The organism is Arthrobacter sp. Z1-15 (assembly GCF_054792395.1).
Genome location: NZ_CP096454.1, coordinates 1464610 through 1484925, shown reverse-complemented (window position 1 = coordinate 1484925; position 20316 = coordinate 1464610). Strand labels below are relative to the sequence as shown.

The window sequence follows — 20316 nt, the reverse complement described above, 5'->3', positions numbered from 1 at the left end:
CGGGCGTGCCTGCTAGCGCAGGAGGCGTCCGATGGCGTCAGTGGCTTCCTGGACTTTGGCCTGCACCAGGTCCGGATTGCCGGTGGCATCCGCTTCCCGTGCCGCATCCACTATGCAGTGGGACATGTGGTCCTGCACGAGGCCGAGGCTGACGGCATGCAGTGCCTTGTTGATGGCCGCCACCTGGGTCAGGATGTCGATGCAGTATTTGTCGTCCTCGACCATGCGTGCGATTCCGCGGACCTGGCCCTCGATCCGCCGCAGCCGCTTGAGGTAGGCATCCTTGTCCGTGGCATAGCCATGCGCGCCGGTGTGCTCCTTCGCGGCATTCCCCTGCAGGGAGGAGTCCTCCGCGGGTGCGGTGCCGTGTTCCTGAATCTGGGTCATATCTCGCTCCTCATGGTCAACTTGGAACCAACATATACCCCCTTGGGGTATACCGTCAAGTACCCCCTGGGGGTATGGCCGGGGCTTCCAAACCGCGTGTGCAACGATGATTCGATGAGCGACGACGCGGATTTTCTGCTTGCAGGGCCCCGGGGACGCCGCCTGTGTCTGGAATTGGCGGAAGAACTGGACCCTGCGGTGAGAAGCGCCGTGTTCGATCTGGGCTATGAGCTTGACCCCGGAAAAGGAACGAGCCGTGTCCTCTTCGGCCTGATGGTGCCCGGGGACAGCGGCGGTGATGACGGCAGCTGCTCAGGCCCTGTTTCCCCCGAAGAACTGGCGGCTGTTCTGGCGGCCCTGAATCCCCCGGGTGTGGACGACGGGCTGGTATGGCGCGCGTTCGAAACCGCAGTGAACAGCGCCAGGTACTGGCAGCCGCCGGAGGGCGAGGACGTGCTGGCGGCACTGCCGGTCATCCGCGAGGCACTCGTTCCCCTGGCAGCGCTGGTCATGGAAACGCAGGCCATGAGTCCGGGTGCGCAACCCCGCCTGCCCCGGCAGTGGGCGGTGGACTGGCAGAACCCGGACGCCCCGCCTCCGCTGGGACAGGACCCCCGGCAAAGACTGGCGGACTGGGGACGCGGCATACGCGCGGAGGAGCGGCGGGCGGCGGAGGCGGCGTACGGCCTGGACGCGCACGTGTCCGGTTCCTGGTGGTCCATCCCGACCGGGCTTCTCCGCAGTGTGGGACGGATTCCGGCAGGCCTCAACCTCGTTGAGGACGCCCTGGGCTGGCAGAAGGCAACCGCCATTCCCCTTCTCGGAGCAGGCAGGATCCTGGAGATCAACACGGAGACCGACTGGAAAGCACTCTGCCGCAGGTTCCCGCTCGATGTAACTGCCTCGCGGCGCCATGACTGGTTCCAGACCACCGGCCGCGACGGCCGGTGGGTGATCCCGGACTGGGAACAGGTGGCCGGGGAGTGGGACGCAGTCCATCTGACTGTCCGGGGTTATCTGGGCAATGCCGGCCGGGCGCTGATGATCGACGACGCGACGGCATCGGTGATTGCCGGCTGGGATCCGGACGGGACCATCTGGCTCACCGACGCCGTCCGGGAGACCGGCGGGCCGCGGCAGGAATGGCACCGCTCGGCACAGGACGGCAGCTGGACCCTGCGCACCTAGACACGGGCACCCCCCCTGCACAAGGGCGCGCACCGCTGGACCGGCGTCAGGGCAACCCGCGCAACCGGCTTCACGTAGTCTTGAGGGGTGGGTACCAATCAGCTTTCAGCCGCATCCGAGGACTATCTCAAGGTCATTTGGACCGCCCAGGAATGGACCGATGCACCGGTCACGGTTTCTGCCCTGTCCGCGCACGTGGGCAATTCGCCGTCGTCGGTCTCCGAGGCGGTCAAAAAGCTGACGGCGCAGGGGCTGCTGACGCATGCACGCTACGGCTCGATCACCCTGACCGAAGCCGGGACCCGCGAGGCAGTGGCCATGGTGCGCCGGCACCGGCTCATTGAGACGTTCCTTGTGGAGTACCTGGATTACGGCTGGGACGAAGTCCACGACGAGGCCGAACATCTGGAGCACGCGGTTTCCGACAAGATGGTCAACGCGCTCGACCGGCGTCTGGGCTACCCGGTGCGGGACCCGCACGGGGATCCCATTCCCTCCCGCGACGGCAGCTTTCCGCCCCTGGCCGCCGTGCGGCTGAGCGCCTGCGACGCCGGAACGGCCGCAACCATTGCCCGGGTCTCGGACACTGATCCGGAGCTGCTGCGCTACCTGGCCAATTTGGGACTGCACCTGGATGTGCAGGTGCAGGTGCTGCAGCGCCAGGCCTATGCTGGCACGCTCACGCTGGCAGCCTCAGGCGAACGCCTGGAACTGGGGCTCCCCGCCGCGCAGTCGATCTGGGTCCTGCCTGCGGCCGGCGGGGAGCAAACGCACTAAGGCTACGGCAGCACCTGCAGGTCGAAAACGACCTCGCGGTAGGTCGGCACGTAGCCGAGGCGCTCGTACAGGCCCAGTGCGCCGGACGGGTTTTCCGTGTCCACGCCGAGCCCGGCGCGTTCCATTCCGGATGCCTTGTACCGGCGCATGGCTTCACCGAGCATGGCCGGTGCCAGGCCCATCCCGCGCCAGTTCCGGCGCACGCCGAGCAGTTCGGTGTACCCCTCGGTGTAGCCGTGGCGGTTCTTCCCCTCCGGGTCAAAGGAGGCGATGTTGTAACCGGCGATCTCCCCGGCGGCGGTATCCATTACCGCGAAGGTCCAGTCCGCACGGAAGTGCGGATGTTCGACGTTGTGCTGCCACCGTTCGGTGTCGCGCTCTTCACTGCCCCAGTGGTCCTGGAACACCTCGTTGTGCGCCTGCCGCAGGGCCTCGGAAATCTCCTCGTTGAAGGTGACGTATTCCAGCCCCTCCGGGAGGGGAGCATCGGGAATGCCTGCATCCAGCGGCCGGGTCATCTCGGTGAAGTAGCGCACCACCTTGGCCCCTGCCGCGTGGAACAGTGCGACGTGCGAGGCGTTGTCTTCCTCCGCCATGAACCGCAGCAGGCCCTTTTCGTGCCCTGATTCCAGCAGCCGCTCGCGGGCACGCTGCTGCTGCCAGCGCAGCAGGGCGGTGCCGATGCCGCGCCTGCGCCACTGCGGGTCCACTCCCCCGGCCCCGTGGATCTTGTCCGACCCTTCGGTCCGGACCAGATATCCGTAGGCACGCGGAACGCCGTCGCGGTCCAGGCCCAGCAGGGTGTCGCGGGCCGGATTGTCGCCGCTCGCGGAGAGAACGTGTTCCAGGTCGGCGCGCTGCTCGACATAGCCCGGCTTGTCCGCGGCGGCAATGCGCCGGATCAGCTCGAGCCAGCTGTCGACGTCCTCGGCCGTAATGGCCCGCCAGCGAAGGCCGGTGGTGGGGGCTGGGATTTCAGGAGGCGCGGTAGTCATTTTCCCAGCTTAAGACACTCTCCCCGGGAGCTTCCTAACCCTGTGACGCGGCACATACCGCCCCGTCCAGGGCCAGGGTCCGTTCACACCACGCAGCATCGGCCGGATTATGGGTCACGACAACAACGGATTTGCGCCGCAGCCCGGCGGCGAGGTCAGCCATCAGCTGCTCCCCCGCCTCCGCATCCAGGTGCGCGGTGGGCTCGTCCAGCAGCACGACGTCGGCCTCGGTCAGGAGGGCGCGCGCAACGGCGAGGCGCTGGCGCTGTCCGCCGGAGAGGAAGTGCCCGCCGCCGCCCACGCGGGTATCCAGACCGTCCGGAAGCCCGGCAAGGAACGGACCCAGCCCGACGGCGTCAAGGGCTGCTGCCATTTCAGCGTCACTCGGCGCCTGCCGGCGGTCGCGGGCCAGCAGCAGGTTGCCGCGCAGCGTGGAGTCGAACAGATGCGCTTCCTGCGGGCACCAGGCCATCCGCCGGGCCGCCGGCGGGAGGTCGGCGGCAGGAGTCCCGTTGATCAAGAAAGTTCCCTCCTGCGGAACCAGGAAGCCGAGCAGGACGCCCAGCAGCGTGGATTTTCCGCTGCCCGAAGGCCCGGTTACGGCCAGCCAGCTGTCCGGGTACAGGTCAAGGTCCAGGTCCTTGAAGACCGGGCGGGCCTGGCCGGGATAGCTGTAGCTGACGCCGCGCAGCTGGACGGATTCCACGGCCCGGACGCCGGAGGCAGCGGGCTTCGCTTCGCCGAGGTTGCCCGTTTCGGCGCGGCTTTCCGCGTCAGGCGCTTCGAGCGGCTCGACGTCGTCGGTCCCCAGATCGGGCAGCACCTTGTCGCCCAGCGTCCGCCAGGCAGTGAACTGCTGGACGGATCCGTTGACGGCACTGAACGCTTCAATGAGCGCCAGCTGCATCAGGACAACGACGGCGGCCACGGTGGCCGGCACGGACTCCGCCAGGGTCAGCATGTACAGCGCGCCGAGCGAGCAGGCCAGTGCGGTCAGGGCATTGGCGAACCCCTGCGCCCAGGCGCTGCGCCGGACGGCGGCGGAGGCGCGGGCGTCCAGTTCCTGCTGCCGGGCAAAGACCTCGGGTGCGCTGCTGTTGGCCGCCAGGTCCGGGGCTGCGGAGAGCAGCCGCGCCATGGCCGACATGGACCGGGACTGCAGCCGCACGGTTGCCGCGCGTGCCGCGGCATCAGCACCGTGGGCCAAAAGGGGAGCACTGACGAGACCGACCACGCAGACGGCAATCTGCGCGGGAAGCGCCTCGGGGAGCAGCAGCGCGGTGGCGATGCAGGCGGCCACCGCGGTGAAGAACCCGGTCAGCGGGGCAAACACGACGCGCGGAGCAATGTCGCGCAGTTCATCAACGTCCCCGACCAGGCGCTCCAGGGCGCCGCCGCCGCGGGCCAGCCGGCGCCACCCCTCGGGGCGCTGCAGCAGTCCGTTCCAGAGCCGGATCCGGATGGAGTTGGTGGCGCGGAAGACTGCGTCATGCAGCTGCAGCCGCTCCAGGTAGCGCAGGATAGACCGGCCAATGCCGAAGAACCGGACCCCCACAATTGCGGTGAGCAGCAGCAGGATCGGCGGCTGCTCGAATGCGCGCACAATCAGCCAGCCGGACAGCGAGGTCAGGGCCACGGCAAAGAGCGTGGCTCCGGTGCCCAGGAGCAGGGCCAGAAGGAACTGCCGGCTCCACGGGCGCAGAACCATCAGGTTCTTCCAGAGCGGCTGGTGCACCGGGTGCGTGCCGGTTTCGTCAAGCTCCTCCTGCCAGCGGGCAGCTGCGGGCGCGGGGGCGAGCACCGCGGAAGCGTCCGGTGCGGCAGCCGGGGAGCCCGGGGCGGCATCCAGCGGGGCGCCGGTTTCAGCGCCGGTTGCGGCCGGAAGTGTCCCGGAAAGGTCCGGCCCGTCGAAGGCGTCGGTGCCCACCGGGATCAAGCGGTCGGCGATGGACGCCGCCGCCCGGTCATGAGCCACCAGCAGGACGGTCACGGAACCCCGCAGGCTCTCCAGCGCACGGATAACGGCGGCGGCGCTGCGGCTATCCAAGTGGGCCGTGGGTTCATCGGCGAGCAGGATGCGGACCTGCGGCTGGGACGCAACGCGGGCCAGGGCGCGGGCAACGGCGACGCGGCGCTGTTCACCGGGGCTCAGGTCAGCGGTGCGGGCCTCCAGCAAATGCAGGGAATCGATCGCGGCCAGCGCATCAACCGCTGCCCGGCGGCCTTCCGCTCCGTTTCCCAGCCCGGAGTACAGCGCGATCTCTGCTGCGGCGGTCTCTTCCACGAGCACGGGGTGCTGGGGAATCCAGGCAATGCCGGCCCGCTCGACGCCGCTGACGGAACCTTCGAGGGTGGTGTCCCCGCCGCTGCGGCGGAGCCCGGCGAGCGCCTCCAGCACTGAGGTTTTGCCCGTGCCGCTGGCGCCGGTCAGCGCGGCGATACTGCCGGCGGGCACGGAAAAGCTGAGGTTGCTGACGGCCGGTGCGGGGCGTCCGGCATAGCGGACGGTCAGCCCCGAGACGGTCAGTCCGTTTCCGGCCGGAAACTCTGCGCTGCCTTCCCGGTGCGGGGCGTTGGCGGGAACCAGGGGTACGGCAGCGGGGGCGTCCAGGACCGAGTTGGTGCGTTTGAGCGCTTCGAGCCCGTCTTCGCTGGCGTGGTGGGCTGTGCCCAGGTCCCGCAGCGGCTGGTAGCACTCGGGCGCCAGGATCAGGGCCAGCAGGCCCAGTTCCAGGGACATGGACCCGTTCACCAGGCGCACGCCGATCACCACGGCAACCAGCGCCACGGAAATGGTGGCAATCAGTTCCAGCGCCAGGGAGGACAGGAAGGCCACGCGCAGGGTTTCCAGGGTGCGGGTGCGGTAGTTGTCCGCGACATCACGCAGCGCACGGGTCTGGGCACGGGCGCGGCCAAGGCCGACAAGAACCGGCAGGCCCTTGGCGAGCTCGAGCATGTTGTCCGAGAGCCGGTTCAGGGCGTCGACGGCGGCCGCGGTCTTGTCTCCGGTGTGCAGCCCGATCAGGATCATGAACACCGGAATCAGCGGCACGGTCAGGACCACGATCAGCGCGCTCAGCCAGTCGGCGGACAGGATGCGCAGTCCCACCAGCAGGGGTACGACGGCGCACGTCACCAGGGCGGGCAGGTACTTCGCGTAGTAGTTGTCCAGGCCGTCCAGCCCGCGGGTGATCAGTACGCTCAGGGCGCCGCTGCCCATTCCCGGGGCGCTCCCGCCGTCGTCGAGCACCCGGGAGGTCAGCGAAGCGCGCAGCTCCTCCTTGACGCCCGCGGCGGCGCGCTGGGAGACGGTTTCGGTTCCCCAGACCGCCACGGAGCGCAGGACGGCACCGGCAATGCCGTTGGCCAGCACCCAGCGCCAGTCCGGCCCGCCGGTGGCCAGCCCGGCAACGCCGGCAGCAACCCCGGTGGCCAGCAGCACCAAACCGGCGGCCTTGACGGCGGCCAGCAGGCCCAGCAGATACAGCGCGCGCCGGCTGGCGGCGCTGACGGGAAGCACCGGTTTCATTGGGCATTCACCGTGTGGGCGGCGGGGATGGATTCAGCGGTAATGCGCTTGCGGAACACCCAGTAGGTCCAGCCCTGGTAGAGCACCACCAGGGGCAGGCCGAAGAGGGAGACCCAGGAAATGACGGTCAGGGTGTAGTCGGAGGATGACGCGTTCTCCACGGTCAGGCTCCAGGCCGGGTTCAGCGTGGAGGGCAGGACATTCGGGTACAGCGCAGCGAAAATCGTGAAGACTCCGGCGACCAGGAACAGGCCCATGTAGGTGAAGCTCCAGCCGTCCCTGCCCCGGCGCGCCATGGTCCAGGAGAGCACGGCGGCAACAACGGCAATCACCAGCGGAATCAGGGTCAGAGCCTTGCCGTACTGCTGCTGCACCACAATGGCCCAGGCGGCCATGGGCAGCACGCCCAGCGGCAGCCAGCGGACGACGGCGCGGCGGGCCCGCACCTCAATGTCGCCGCGGGTCTTCAGCGCCAGGAACACGCAGGCGTGGACCAGGCAGAAGGCAACGACGGCGAGTCCGCCCAGGACTGCGTATCCGTTGAACCAGGCAAAGGCCCCGCCCACCCGGTCGCCGTTTTCGTTCAGCGGCAGGCCGGTGGTGGTCAGTGCCAGGGCGGCACCGACCCCGAAGGCCGAGATGAAGGATCCCAGCGCCATGCCCCAGTCCCAGCGGCTGCGCCAGCGGTCGTCGTTGTGCTTGCCGCGGTATTCGATCGACACGGCCCGGAAGATCAGGCCGAGCAGGACAAACACCAGCGGAATGTACAGGGCCGAGAACAGCGCCGCGTACCACAGCGGGAAGGTGGCAAAGGTCATGGCGCCGGCAGTGATGAGCCACACTTCATTGCCGTCCCACACCGGGCCGATGGTGTTGAGCATGACCCGGCGGTCCTTCTCGCTGCGGCCCATGAGCTTCATGAGCATGCCGACTCCGAGGTCGAATCCTTCCAGAAAGAGGTATCCGGTCCAGAGGAAGGCCAGGACGATGAACCAAAGGGTGGGTAGCGAAATCACTTCTGTGCTCCAGACTGCTGAGTGGGCAAAGCTGAGGTTAGTAGGCAAAGCCAAGGACGTCGTCGGGCTGCTTGGTCTTGCCGCCGCCGGAGCCGTCGCCGTTGGAGCCGTCGCTGCCGGTTCCGTCGTCACCGCCGGCGGAATCGAGGCCGCCGGAGGAACCGCCGTCGTGCCCGTCGCCGTGCAGGAGTTCGGGCATCGCGGCCGGAACTCCGCCGCGGGTGAACTTGAACAGCAGCTTCACTTCCACGATCAGCAGTGACAGGTAGACCAGGACAAAGGCCGCAAGCGAGAACAGCAGCTCCGCCCGTGAAACCCCCGGAGACACTGCCGCAGCGGTGAACATAAACACCTGGTCGATGCCGGTGAAGCTCGGGTTGGGTGCCACGACAAACGGCTGGCGACCCATCTCGGTGAAGATCCATCCGGCACTGTTGGCGCCGAAGGGAGCAAGGATGCCGAACACGGCCAGGCGCATGAGCCACTTGGACTGCGGAACGGTCCCCTTGCGGGTCACCCACAGTGCTGCCGCCGCCGCGGCCGCGGCAATGCCGCCGAAGCCGATCATGAGGCGGAAGCCCCAGTAGGTCACTGACATGACGGGCAGGTAGTCGATTTCGGTGCCGGCCTGCTCGCCGTACTTGGGATCGTCCGGAATGTGCGTGCCGTACGCTTCCTGGTACTCCGGGATCAGTGTGTTGACGCCCTTGACCTCGGTGTCGAAATTACCGTTCGCCAGGAAGGACAGCATCCCGGGAACCTCGATGACCGCGGTGACGTCGTCGCAGTTCTTGGCTCCGACGTCGCCGATGGAAAGGATGGAGAAGGAGGTGCCGTCGTGGCAGGCTGCCTCGGCAGCCGCCATCTTCATGGGCTGCTGCTCGAACATGAGCTTGCCCTGCAGGTCACCGGTCAGGGCCGTGCCGGCGAAGGAAACCATGGCGACGACGGCGCCGATCCGCAGCGACTTGATCCAGACGCTGTAGTCAGTCTTGTCGCGGCCGGTTTCCGGACGGGAGCCAACGGTGACGGTGCCGTCGTCATTGACGGTGTCGATGCCGTCCCGGCGCCGCTTCCAGAGGTGGAACCAGGCAATGCCCAGCAGGAATCCGCCGGCGACGGAGAGGGCCGCGGTGATCTGGTGCGGGAAGGCCACCAGCAGCGTGTTGTTGGTCAGCACGGCCCAAATGTCATTCAGGACCGGCCGGCCGTCGACCATTTCCACGCCGACGGGGTGCTGCATCCAGGAGTTGGCGGCCAGGATGAAGTAGGCCGACAGCACCGAAGCCAGCGTCGCGATCCAGATTGAGGCCAGGTGGATTTTCTTCGGCAGGCGGTCCCAGCCGAAGATCCACAGGCCCAGGAAGACGGATTCAGTGAAGAAGGCCAGGAGTGCTTCCAGCGCCAGCGGTGCACCAAAGACGTCACCGACAAAACGGCTGTATTCGCTCCAGGCCATGCCGAACTGGAATTCCTGCACGAGGCCGGTGGCCACGCCCATGATGAAGTTGATCAGGAACAGCTTGCCCCAGAACTTTGTCATCCGCAGGTATTCGTCTTTTCCCGTACGGACCCACATGGTCTGGAGGGTCGCGACCACCAGCCCCAGGCCGATGGTCAGCGGCACCATGAGGAAGTGGTAGACCGTGGTGATGCCGAACTGCCAGCGGGCAATGTCGAGTGCTTCCAAGGGAGGATTCCTTTAGTCGGACCAGAGTTCTACAGAGCGTAGAAGTCGTTTCTAAAACTGATCGTAGAGCACTTCCGAAAAGTTTTCTACGTGATGTAGAACTAACGGCGAAAAACCTGTACATTTAGACACACCACACCTCTCTTTCGTGCCCGGTCGCCAGGCAACACGGCGCACCGCGACGAACAGCGGAGGTTTTTGATTTGCACGATGTGAAGGACGGGACACGGATGGCCACCCTCGGCGAGCTGGAACGGGCAACAATGGATCTCCTGTGGGAGTCCCCGGAGGCGGCCAGCGCAAACGAACTGCGCGAAAAACTGGCGCAGGCCAATCCGGAGGCAGGCACGGGGACCGGCAAGGGACTGGCAGTAACGACCATCCTCACCGTGCTCTCACGCCTCGAGAAGAAGGGCCTGGTGGAACGGGAGCGGAACATCCGTCCGCACCGCTACCGCGCCGTCACCACCAAGGCAGAGCACACAGCCGAACTGATGCATGAGGTCCTCGGGTCGGTGAGCGACCGGGAGGCCGTGCTGGCCCGGTTCATCGGTTCCGTTTCGGTCACCGAGGCCGAGACCCTGCGGCGACTGCTCGGCGGCGCCTGATCCGGTAGCCCCAGCTACTCTCCGCCGCGGTGTTTTGGGCCTCATATTGCCTGGCTGCGCTGGCCCTCGTGCTGGCGTGGCCGGTTCCCATTGCCCTGTCCCGGGCCAAATGGCCCGCACGGTCCCCCTTCACGGCCATGGTGCTGTGGCAGGCCATAGCACTGGCCGGCGGCCTGTCCATGATCGGGTCGATGCTCACGTGGGGTCTCGAGCCCATCGGCGACAACCTCGTCTCGGCCCTGCACGGACTCTGGAATATCCTGCTGGACCGGTCCCCGGCCACAACCCTGGGACTGGTGCATGTCTTCGCCCTGAGCGCCGCCCTGCTGCTGAGCATCCACCTGGTCTTCACGCTGCTGCTGACCTATTACCGGATCCGCCGCGGCCGCCGACGGCACCGCGGCATGCTCACTCTGCTGAGTTCCCCCTCGGCCACTCGGCCGGCCACACTGGTCATCAACCATCCCGCGCCGGTGGCGTACTGCCTGCCCGGCGGGGCGCGTTCCGTCACGGTCCTCTCGGACGGACTGCTGGAGATGCTCTCGGACGAAGAGCTCTCCGCCGTCCTCATCCATGAGAAGGCGCACCTGTCCCAGCGCCACCATCTGCTCCTGTGGGCGTTCGCTGCCTGGCGGGCCGCCCTTCCATGGCTGCCGACCTCGCAGCTGGCCCAGCAGTCCGTCAACGAACTCATTGAGATGCTTGCCGACGACGAGGCCCTGCGCACGGTGAAGCCCGAAACCCTGATCCGCGCCGTCGCCATCGTGGGAACCGGCGCACAGCCCGCGGAAGGGGGCCTTCAGGGCACCGCGGCAAAAGCGCAGGACGCTTCCGCTTCCCTGCTGGCCGGCCCTGACGAGCAGGAGCAGCTGGGCACGGTACGGCGGCTGAGCCGCCTGCTCACTCCGCTGCCGCCCCTGCCGGCCTGGCAGCGGACCGCCGTGCTCATCATCTCGGCACTGCTGCTGGCTGTTCCCACGACCCTGCTGATAGCACCGGGCATCCTTTAGCCCGCCGCCGCGGTGTTCGGCCGCGCCGCGAGCCCCGGGGCGCTCGGCCACGGGCCTCCGGGGTGTTCGGCGTTCGACGACCGGCCCCGGGGCGCAGGACCGCCTGTCTAGGCGTCGATGCGGTCCCGGTCCAGCATGGCCGCTCCCGCGACAATGAAGTCCTTGCGCGGAGCAACATCACTGCCCATCAGGAGCTCAAAGGCACGCTCGGCGTCGGCCGCCTGGTCGATGCGCACCCGGCGCAGGGTCCGGTGCCGCGGATCCATAGTGGTCTCGGCCAGCTGGTCGGCGTCCATCTCACCCAGGCCCTTGTACCGCTGGATGGGCTCCTTGTAGTTTTTCCCGTCCTTGCGCAGCTTCGCCAGCAGGGCGTGCAGCTCCTTCTCGCTGTAGGTGTAAATCATCTCGTTGGCCTTGGACCCGTGGTGGATGACCTCCACCCGGTGCAGCGGCGGAACTGCCGCATAGACCCTTCCGGCCTCGACCAGCGGCCGCATGTACCGGAAGAACAGCGTGAGCAGCAGGGTGCGGATGTGGGCGCCGTCGACGTCGGCGTCGGTCATGAAAATCACCTTGCCGTAGCGAGCGGCGTCGAGCTGGAAACTGCGTCCGGAACCGGCGCCGACCACCTGGATCAGTGCGGCACATTCGGCGTTGGACAGCATGTCCGCCACCGAGGCCTTCTGCACGTTCAGGATCTTGCCGCGGATCGGCAGCAGCGCCTGGTAGTCCGAGGAGCGCGCCAGTTTGGCGGTGCCGAGCGCACTGTCACCCTCAACGATGAACAGTTCGGAGCGTTCGCTGTCATCGATCCGGCAGTCCGCCAGCTTGGCCGGCATGGAGGACGTCTCCAGCGCGTTCTTGCGGCGCTGGGTCTCCTTGTGCTGGCGGGCGGAGATGCGCGATTTCATCTCCGAGACGACTTTCTCCAGCAGCAGCGCGGACTGGGCCTTGTCGCCGCGGGCGGTGGAGTTCAGCCGTGCGGTGATCTCCTTGTCCACCACCTTGGCCACGATTGCCCGGACGGCCGAGGTGCCCAGGATCTCCTTTGTCTGGCCCTCAAACTGGGGTTCGGCAAGGCGGACGGTCAGGACGGCCGTGAGGCCGGCGAAAACGTCGTCCTTTTCGATCTTGTCGTTGCCGGCCTTGAGCTTGCGGGCGTTGGCCTCGATGACCTTGCGGAACGTCTTCAGCAGGGCCTGTTCAAACCCGGCCTGGTGGGTGCCGCCCTTGGGGGTGGAAATGATGTTGACGAAGCTCCGGATGTTCGTTTCGTATCCGATGCCCCAGCGCAGGGCAATGTCCACCTCGCATTCGCGCTCCACTTCGGCGATCTTGCTGTGTCCGGAATCATCGAGCACGGGCACGGATTCCTTGAACTTTCCGCTGCCCTGCAGCCGCCAGATATCAGTGACGGGAGCGTCTGCGGCCAGGAAGTCAACGAACTCGGTAATGCCGCCGTCGTGCTGGAATACCTCTTCGATGGGTCCGGCCTCGCCGGGAGTGCCCGGGAGCCGACGCTCATCGCGCAGGGTGATCCGCAGGCCGGGAACCAGGAAGGAGGTCTGGCGGGCGCGGGCCTGCAACTCGGTGTAGGAGAACTTCGCGTCCGGGGTGAAGATCTGCCGGTCCGCCCAGTAGCGGATCCGGGTTCCGGTCACTCCGCGCTTGGCCTTGCCGACCACCTCCAGCCGGGAGCTGTCCAGGAAGGGCGAAAACTTCGCTTCGGGGTTCGGCGACTTGCCCGTGTCCGCGAAGTGTCCCGGCTCGCCGCGCCGGAAATTCATCTGGTAGGTCTTGCCCGCGCGGTCCACCTGCACGTCCAGGCGCGAGGACAGGGCGTTGACCACGGAGGCGCCCACGCCGTGCAGTCCGCCCGAGGCGGCGTAGGAGCCGCCGCCGAACTTGCCGCCGGCGTGAAGTTTGGTGAAGACCACTTCGACCCCGGAGAGCCCGGTTTTCGGTTCGATGTCCACCGGGATGCCGCGGCCGTCGTCGTGGATTTCCACCGAGCCGTCCGGATGCAGGATGATTTTGATGCTCTGGCCGTATCCGGCCAATGCCTCGTCGACGGAGTTGTCGATGATCTCCCACAGGCAGTGCATGAGCCCGCGGGAGTCTGTGGAGCCGATATACATGCCCGGGCGCTTGCGCACGGCTTCGAGCCCTTCCAGTACGGAAAGGTGGCGGGCGTTGTACTCAGTGTTTCGGGGCGCCACGTGTTTGAAACTCCTCAGGCCTGGGACCGTTTGTCGGCAGATTCGGTCGGCAGATCGCGGACCGGCTGCAGCCCGGACGGAACCGGGCTACTTCCAAGGTTAAGGCCCACCGGTGACACTGCCCGCCAGCGACTCAGCACCGGTGAACTACCTCACAACAGAACGCCCGGTTGGTACGCGCAGAGCGAAAGGGGCCCCCGGCTGCGAAGACTGGGGGCACAAAGATGGTTATATGAAGTATCAACACCCTTAGGAGGCTTTCATGACAGCAGCAGTAGCTACTCGTGAACTGAACACACTTGACCGCTGCGACCGCTGCGGCGCGCAGGCGTACGTACGTGCGGTACTGGAATCCTCGGGTGGGGAGCTGCTCTTCTGCGGCCACCACGCACGGGCGGTGGAGGCAAACCTCCGCCCCCTGACTTCGGAATGGCAGGACGAGACTTCCCGCCTGACGGCCAAGGCCGCAGCAGTCCCGGCAGACTAGCGCCGCGCCAGCGGCGGCCCGGTTATCCGGGCTCCACACACCTTGAAAAAGGCTCCTCCCCGGCGGGAGGAGCCTTTTTCATGGGTGCCGCCGTGTTTTTGCGGCCTTGTAGTGGAATGGCGCGGAAACGCACAACGCCTCCGACCCGCTTCTGCGGATCGGAGGCGTTGAGGCTGCCTGCTGCGGCGGTGCAAAACCACTGCGCGGGCGGACCCGAATTGCTTAGTCCAGGTAGTCGCGCAGGACCTGGGAGCGGGACGGGTGGCGCAGCTTGGACATGGTCTTGGATTCGATCTGACGGATCCGCTCACGGGTAACCCCGTAAACCTTTCCGATCTCATCCAGCGTCTTGGGCTGGCCGTCGGTCAGGCCGAAGCGCATGGCCACAACACCGGCTTCACGCTCGGAGAGGGTGTCCAGCACCGAGTGCAGCTGCTCCTGCAGCAGTGTGAAGCTCACGGCGTCAGCCGGAACAACAGCCTCGGAGTCCTCAATGAGGTCACCGAACTCGGAATCTCCGTCTTCACCCAGCGGAGTATGCAGGGAGATCGGCTCGCGGCCGTACTTCTGCACTTCCACGACCTTTTCAGGGGTCATATCCAGTTCCAGGGCCAGCTCTTCAGGGGCGGGCTCGCGGCCCAGGTCCTGCAGCATCTGGCGCTGGACGCGGGCCAGCTTGTTGATGACCTCGACCATGTGCACCGGAATGCGGATGGTGCGGGCCTGGTCAGCCATGGCGCGGGTGATGGCCTGGCGGATCCACCAGGTGGCATAGGTGGAGAACTTGAAGCCCTTGGTGTAGTCGAACTTCTCGACGGCACGGATCAGGCCCAGGTTTCCTTCCTGGATGAGGTCCAGGAAAAGCATGCCGCGGCCGGTGTAACGCTTGGCCAGTGAGACCACGAGCCGGAGGTTGGCCTCCAGCAGGTGGTTCTTGGCACGCTTGCCGTCATGGACGATGAACTCCAGCTCGCGCTTGAGCTTGGGGTCCATATCCGGATCGGCTGCGAGCTTCTCTTCGGCAAAGAGCCCGGCTTCGATGCGCAGAGCCAGATCGACTTCCTGCTCTGCGTTCAGCAGGGCAACCTTACCGATCTGCTTCAGGTAGTCCTTGACCGGATCTGCGGTGGCACCGGCGGAGACGACCTGCTGAGCAGGGGCGTCGTCGTCGTCGGCATCGGAGTACACAAATCCTGAACCGGTCGGCGCGGCCTCGGGTGCGTCCGCGGCATCCAGGTCCGGCTCAGCGGGCTCGGAGTCTGTCTGCTGCTCATCCTCTTCGGCGGCTGCGGCGGCCTTTGCCGACTTGGCTGTCTTGGCGGCGGTTTTGCGGCCGGCTGCAGTGGTACCTGACTTAGCTGCGGCAGGCTTCCGCACTGCAGGCTTGCGGACTGTCTTCACCGCGGTCTTTTCGCCGGCAGCGGGTTCCATCGGAGCCGAAGCTTCGTCTGCGGCAGTGCGCTTGCTTGCAGTGTCAGTCTCTTCGACTGCAGTTGTCTTTCTCGGCGACACAGAAAACCTTTCATACGGCGGGCTGTGGAATCGCCATTGGGGGCAACACCACTATGACCCTGTCAAGTCCGTGCTTGATTTCAAGCGATCCCATCCACGCGGTGCTCTTAATGGAACACACGTGCGGCGGTTTCTGTTCCCTCTGCACAAACGGCAAAAGGCCCAAAAGCGACACTTGATACACGAACCCGACCGGGTCTCGGTTCCCATTGTCTCATGATTTCCTGCAGCCGCCATCACTGCCCGGGCCGATACCGCGGCCGAACCTGCCGGTTTCCTCCGCGTTCTCCCGCCGTCGGCACGGCCGGCCCTGCCCTCCGGGGTCCCGATCAGGGGCCGTCTGACGCCGCAACGACCTGCATATGGCGATATACGGCGAAAGCCCGGCGCAGTGGAACCTAGGCCCGGGCGGTGCCCGGGTACTGTTCCGGTGCTGAGCGCCAGGCGGTTTCAGCGTTTCGGGCCCAGACCGGAAACATGCCGGTGGCCAGGAGCTCGTCGAGCAGTTCCGCCAGCCGGTACCCCGGATAACCCTCCAGACACCGGGACAGGTAGACCCGGGCCCGGGACCCCCTCCCCCGAGCCCATTCGATCCACGCCAAGAGGCTGAGCAGGGCGGCGGCGGCTTCACGGTCGACGTGCGCTCCATCCGTACCGCCCCCTGAAGCGGCCGCAAGCAGTTCGCTGAAGACCGCAAACGCCGCATCCATTCCGGCCCAGTCCGGAACTCCTGCATATGCACCGACCAGCACGTCACGGAAATCCTGCCCCGGATCGGATGGAGCATTCCGCCGCAGCCCGCCGCCTCTCCCGGGTCCCGGTGTCGGGACCGTCCGCGGTCCGGGCTCCGATGCCGTTCCGGGTACCGCAGCGGGGACTGCTCGTCGGCCGGGGTCCGCGGCCGTTTCGGGACCGTGGTCCGGCGATCCCCCATCCGGTGCCAGCCACGCGTGCGCCTGTCCGCTGTTTGGCGGCAGCAACGGTGCTCCCTCCTGGTCTGACAGCAGCCCGCAGGCCTCGGCCCCGTCCAGAGCGGCGCCGCTGCCCAGAGCGGCCATCACCAAGAGGGTGTCGCGCACCGGCCGGGCATGCAGGCTGGCCAGTAGGAAACCGGCCGCCTCGGGGTCCGTGCGCAGCTGCGGGCAGCCCTTCCCCGCCGGGGGCCGCTCAGACCCGCCCGGCTCCTCCGGCGCAGCCCCGTTCCACAACGCCTCCCAGAATGCGAGGGTGCCGGCAAACTGGGAACGCCGGCACCAGCGCCCCGTGAGCCGCCGGGTGTACAGCGTCCGGTGCCGTGCAGCTTCTTCGGCGTTTGCCCACTCCCGCGGCAGGTCACAGCCGACGGCTTCTTCCAGGGAACGCGCGTAGGCGCTGCCCTGGAAGACCATTTCGGCACTGAGGGTACTGTCGGTGATCTGGCCCAGCGAGTGGCCCGGCCAGGGGCAACAGTCGCTGTCGGTGCAAAAGTACTCCCGCCAGGTACTGTCTGACACGAGCCACCCGTCGCGGAGGGGAAGCCCTGCCTCCGAGAGGTGCCGGCCGAGCTGATCGATGAGTCTGCGGTGGGGCGGAAAGCCCGGTTTCTTCCACTTGCGGTGGGTGTACATCGCCATCAGGACGCCGTTGGCGGATCCGTCGGAACGCAGCAGCTCCGTGACCCGGACGGCGAAATCCGAGTAATCAACCGCTGGGTCCGGCAAGTCAAGCCGCAGCGTGGCGCCGAGCCTCGAGGAATCCATGGTCATGAGCACCAGGGACTCGTGCGGAACAAAACCGAGGCTGTGGGGTATGAAGGCGAGGATGTCCACCGGTCCGCTGACCGGAAACGGATCCTGCGCGTATCGGCCGCTGGGAGAGTTCGTCATGCCTCGAGGGTCGCGCGCTCACCGCAGCCCGGCCATCCGGCGCAGGGCAACTGTGGACACAAACCCGGCATGGGTGTGCTGCTGTCCGCCGTGGAGGAAGAGTCCGGCCATCTATCCGAAGGATTTGCTCCGCGGCGTGCCCCATACCTGCACGAGTATCTGCATAACTGCACGAAGGATCAGTTCACCAACTCGATGGCGTCATCTGAACAATGTGGACGCCGGACGGGTTTGATGGCCCGTCATCTGCACGACAGACGGCTCTGGTCTGCACGAAAGTCGGCTCCTGCGGGGGCAAGCAGGTACGGAGGCGACCTATCGTGCAGATCAGGGGCTTTTCCGGAGAATCCATCCTGCAGATCATCGACACGGCAGCTCGGCACGCTGCCGGTGCTGCCGCCCGAGGACGCTACTCGGAGCCGGACTCGGCGGCACCGGAATCGCCGTCGGGACCGCCCCCGCCCTGCCGGGACCTGCGGGCAGCCTGCTTCGCCTGCCGTTCCCGGGCAATTGCCTGCCTCAGCGGCGGCAGCCGGAGTCCGTTCTCGGCCATGCGAGCGCGGACCCGGGACCTGGTCCGGAGGATACCGACAACCCCCAGGGCCATCACCGCGAACTGGACGGCAAGCGCAATCCGGAATGAATCCAGGGCATACAGGTCTCCCCCGGAAAAGCCGGAGGCGTTCAGCACATCCAGCACCACCCCGATCAGGTACATGGAAACCAGCGAGGCGATGAACCCGCCGATATTCACAATGCCCGTGGCAGTGCCCAGCCGGTGGCCCGGGTTGTAGGTCCGGGCGAAATCAAAGCCGATCATGGACCCGGGTCCGCCGACAGCCAGCACGGCCACCAGCACCGCGAGCAGCCACAGCGGTGCCGGACCCGGATACAGCAGTACGGAGAGCCAGGCGCCAGCCATGGCGGCAGCGATCAGGAGCACCATGGTGGACCGCCGCAGCGGGTGGCGCCCCACCCAGGAGCCCAGCCACGGACCGCATACCACCGCTACCACAACAAACAGGGTCATCAGGGCCGATGCCCGGGAGGATTCCACTCCTTCGGCACTGACCAGGTACGGGAAGCCCCACATCATGACAAAGACGGTTCCCGGGAACTGGATGGTGAAGTGGGTCCACATGCCCAGCCTCGTGCCGGGCTGCCGGAAGGCCTCGGCGAGCGACGTGGCGGTTTGGCGAAGGGGCAGCAGCGGCGGCGCCTCAGCCCCGCGGGGACGGTTGCGCACCACAAGCAGGGTGAGGACGAGGGTCAGGACGGAGAGGGACGCCGCGGATACAAAGGCAGTGTTCCAGCCGAATTTATGCAGGACAAACGCGAACGGAACCGCGCTGGCAATCTGGCCCAGCTGGCCGATGATGCCGGTCCACTGGGTCAGGACGGGGATGTGCCGGCCGTCGAACCAGGCCGGCAGCAGCCGAAGGACGCTGATGAAGGTCAGGGCGTCACCGGCACCCACCAGCGAACGGCCAAGGATGCCGCCGCCCACCGAGTCGGCGGTGGCCAGCTGCAGCTGTCCGGCCAGCATCAGCGCGGCACCGCCGGCAATCAGCAGGCGGGGGCCAAACCGATCCACGAGAACGCCGACGGGAATCTGCAGTCCGGCATACACCAGCAGCTGCACCACGGTAAAAACCGAAAGGATGGAGGCAGTGGCGTCAAACCGCTCGGTGGCCTCCAGCCCGGCAACGCCGAAAGTCGTCCGCTGGGTTACGGCGGCAAGATAGGCCAGGACACTGATGCCCCAGACGAGCCAGGCGCGGGTGCTGTTCACGGCAGCACCTCCGTGCCGTTAGTCCCTGGGGTAGTCCCGCGGTGCCGTTCCGGACTCCCGGCCCGGCTGTCCCGACGTGTCAGTGTTCCCACCAGTTTCTGAGTCCTCCGTTAAGCTTTCATGATTCTCCGGCCACAGCGCCTCGGATTCCTCCTCGGCCTGCGGGCTGGCCAAATATGCCTCGACCGCAGCCCCGAGTTCCTCCGCATCCGCAAGCTCGTCGTTGTCCTTCACGAGCAGGGAACGGCGCACGGTGCTGTCCGTATATTCGTCGTAGCGCTTCTCCAGCGTAGCCACAACGCCCTTGACTTCCGCCGAGGCCTCCACCTGTTCGGCGATCTGGCGTTCGACGTCGCGTCCGGCTTCGCGCAGCCGGTCGGTGGGCAGCACCAGTGACGCGGCCGCGCCCAGGTACTCCAGGCCCGCCACCGCCGCAGGCGGGAACTCCGCTTCCGCCAAATAGTGCGGCACGTGCATGGCGTGGCCGACGACGTCGATTCCTGCCTGCGTCAGGCGCAGTTCCAGGATGTGGCCCACTGCTGCCTGGATCTGCGCGCTAGGCCGCCACGAGCTGATGCCCGCCATGAGGTCGGGCCGGTTGCCGTGGACGGTCACGCCCACGGGGCGGGTGTGCGGCACGGGCATGGGAATCGAGTGGATCCAGCTCACCTGCTGCACGTCAAAGGTCTTGGCCAGATGCACGACGGCGGCGGCGAACCGTTCCCACTGCACGTCGGGTTCGAACCCGGTCAGGAAGAGGAAGGGCTCGCCCAGGCCGTCGTAAAGCCGGTAGAGGTTAAGCAGCGGCGGCTCGTAGTCCGCCAGGTGGTCTTCTGCAAAGGCGATCTGGGGGCGGCGGGCGCGGTAGTCGATGAGCTGGTCGACGTCGAAGGACGCCACCAGGTCATGATCGAGCGTTTCCAGCAGCTCGTCGCGGATTTGGGAGACGACGTGGCCGGCCTCGGCAAAGCCGGTAAAGCCCATCAGAAGCTGCAACCCGTGCAGGTCGGCGTCGTCAGCCACCTCCGGATTCAGATTGAACAGGGTCAGCGGATCAAGCATGTCTTCCCCTTCAGTGCTTCCATGTGCTTCGGTCTCCCGAGGTTTGCGGTGGTGTCCCCGCTCAGGCTGCGGAGGAAATCTCCGCTCGCGGCTGGGGCGGCGCAGGGTGCGCTGTTTACTCAAGGGTAAACGCCGCCGTCCCTGCGTTTCATTCCCGTCCGCCGAGGGCGCACTCCCGC

15 protein-coding genes are annotated in these 20316 nt (G+C 66.7%); 5 read left to right on the top strand and 10 right to left on the bottom strand.

All coding sequences use genetic code 11. The features are described 5' to 3' along the window. Positions 1 to 12: 12 nt before the first annotated feature. Positions 13 to 387 (bottom strand): metal-sensitive transcriptional regulator, encoded by a 375-nt coding sequence (locus tag M1D40_RS06770; protein ID WP_341392644.1) that lies wholly within the window; start codon positions 385 to 387, stop codon positions 13 to 15. Between the two features lie 114 nt (positions 388 to 501). On the opposite strand from M1D40_RS06770, the gene M1D40_RS06765 reads away from it, so the two are divergent. Both M1D40_RS06765 and M1D40_RS06760 read left to right on the top strand, forming a co-directional pair. Further along, a complete protein-coding gene (locus M1D40_RS06765) occupies positions 502 to 1575 on the top strand; it encodes a hypothetical protein (protein WP_461170625.1) in 1074 nt (357 codons plus the stop codon). Positions 1576 to 1662: 87 nt separating this feature from the next. Continuing rightward, complete coding sequence (locus M1D40_RS06760; protein WP_341392642.1) at positions 1663 to 2352, top strand: metal-dependent transcriptional regulator; 690 nt, start codon at positions 1663 to 1665, stop codon at positions 2350 to 2352. 2 nt (positions 2353 to 2354) lie between these two features. On the opposite strand, the gene M1D40_RS06755 is transcribed toward M1D40_RS06760, so the two are convergent. The 4 genes from M1D40_RS06755 to M1D40_RS06740 are packed head-to-tail and all read right to left on the bottom strand — an operon-like array spanning position 2355 to position 9582. Then, the gene (locus tag M1D40_RS06755) at positions 2355 to 3347 is read right to left on the bottom strand and encodes a GNAT family N-acetyltransferase (protein ID WP_461170624.1); all 993 of its coding nucleotides are present in this window, start codon (positions 3345 to 3347) and stop codon (positions 2355 to 2357) included. 34 nt (positions 3348 to 3381) lie between these two features. Then, complete coding sequence (cydD, locus tag M1D40_RS06750; RefSeq protein ID WP_461170623.1) at positions 3382 to 6876, bottom strand: thiol reductant ABC exporter subunit CydD; 3495 nt, start codon at positions 6874 to 6876, stop codon at positions 3382 to 3384. Then, entirely contained in the window at positions 6873 to 7892 is a 1020-nt protein-coding gene (cydB, locus tag M1D40_RS06745; RefSeq protein ID WP_341392639.1) for a cytochrome d ubiquinol oxidase subunit II, read from the bottom strand. Before cydB ends, cydD begins: the two co-directional genes overlap by 4 nt. A 37-nt stretch (positions 7893 to 7929) precedes the next feature. Continuing rightward, positions 7930 to 9582, bottom strand: a complete 1653-nt coding sequence (locus tag M1D40_RS06740) for a cytochrome ubiquinol oxidase subunit I (protein WP_461170622.1) — start codon at positions 9580 to 9582, stop codon at positions 7930 to 7932. Positions 9583 to 9812: 230 nt separating this feature from the next. Between M1D40_RS06740 and M1D40_RS06735 the strand changes: the two genes are divergently transcribed. Both M1D40_RS06735 and M1D40_RS06730 read left to right on the top strand, forming a co-directional pair. Then, complete coding sequence (locus M1D40_RS06735; RefSeq protein ID WP_341392637.1) at positions 9813 to 10190, top strand: BlaI/MecI/CopY family transcriptional regulator; 378 nt, start codon at positions 9813 to 9815, stop codon at positions 10188 to 10190. A gap of 29 nt (positions 10191 to 10219) precedes the next feature. After that, a complete protein-coding gene (locus M1D40_RS06730) occupies positions 10220 to 11200 on the top strand; it encodes a M56 family metallopeptidase (RefSeq protein ID WP_341392636.1) in 981 nt (326 codons plus the stop codon). A gap of 107 nt (positions 11201 to 11307) precedes the next feature. Here the strand turns inward: M1D40_RS06730 and M1D40_RS06725 are convergent, their stop codons facing one another. Then, complete coding sequence (locus M1D40_RS06725) at positions 11308 to 13419, bottom strand: DNA gyrase/topoisomerase IV subunit B (protein ID WP_461170621.1); 2112 nt, start codon at positions 13417 to 13419, stop codon at positions 11308 to 11310. Between the two features lie 262 nt (positions 13420 to 13681). Between M1D40_RS06725 and M1D40_RS06720 the strand changes: the two genes are divergently transcribed. Beyond that, positions 13682 to 13906, top strand: coding sequence for a DUF7455 domain-containing protein (locus M1D40_RS06720; protein ID WP_341392634.1), 225 nt, complete (start codon positions 13682 to 13684; stop codon positions 13904 to 13906). A 222-nt stretch (positions 13907 to 14128) separates the two neighbouring features. Here M1D40_RS06720 and M1D40_RS06715 read toward each other — a convergent pair whose 3' ends face one another. From M1D40_RS06715 to M1D40_RS06700, 4 genes are all read right to left on the bottom strand, one after another. After that, entirely contained in the window at positions 14129 to 15337 is a 1209-nt protein-coding gene (locus tag M1D40_RS06715) for an RNA polymerase sigma factor (RefSeq protein WP_461171019.1), read from the bottom strand. Positions 15338 to 15816: 479 nt separating this feature from the next. Beyond that, complete coding sequence (locus M1D40_RS06710; protein ID WP_461170620.1) at positions 15817 to 17283, bottom strand: DUF4192 domain-containing protein; 1467 nt, start codon at positions 17281 to 17283, stop codon at positions 15817 to 15819. A gap of 409 nt (positions 17284 to 17692) precedes the next feature. Continuing rightward, positions 17693 to 19075, bottom strand: coding sequence for an MFS transporter (locus M1D40_RS06705; protein ID WP_461170619.1), 1383 nt, complete (start codon positions 19073 to 19075; stop codon positions 17693 to 17695). An 18-nt stretch (positions 19076 to 19093) separates the two neighbouring features. Beyond that, positions 19094 to 20137: a proteasome assembly chaperone family protein gene (locus tag M1D40_RS06700; RefSeq protein WP_461170618.1), complete on the bottom strand. Its 1044-nt coding sequence runs from the start codon at positions 20135 to 20137 to the stop codon at positions 19094 to 19096. Between the last annotated feature and the right edge of the window lie 179 nt (positions 20138 to 20316).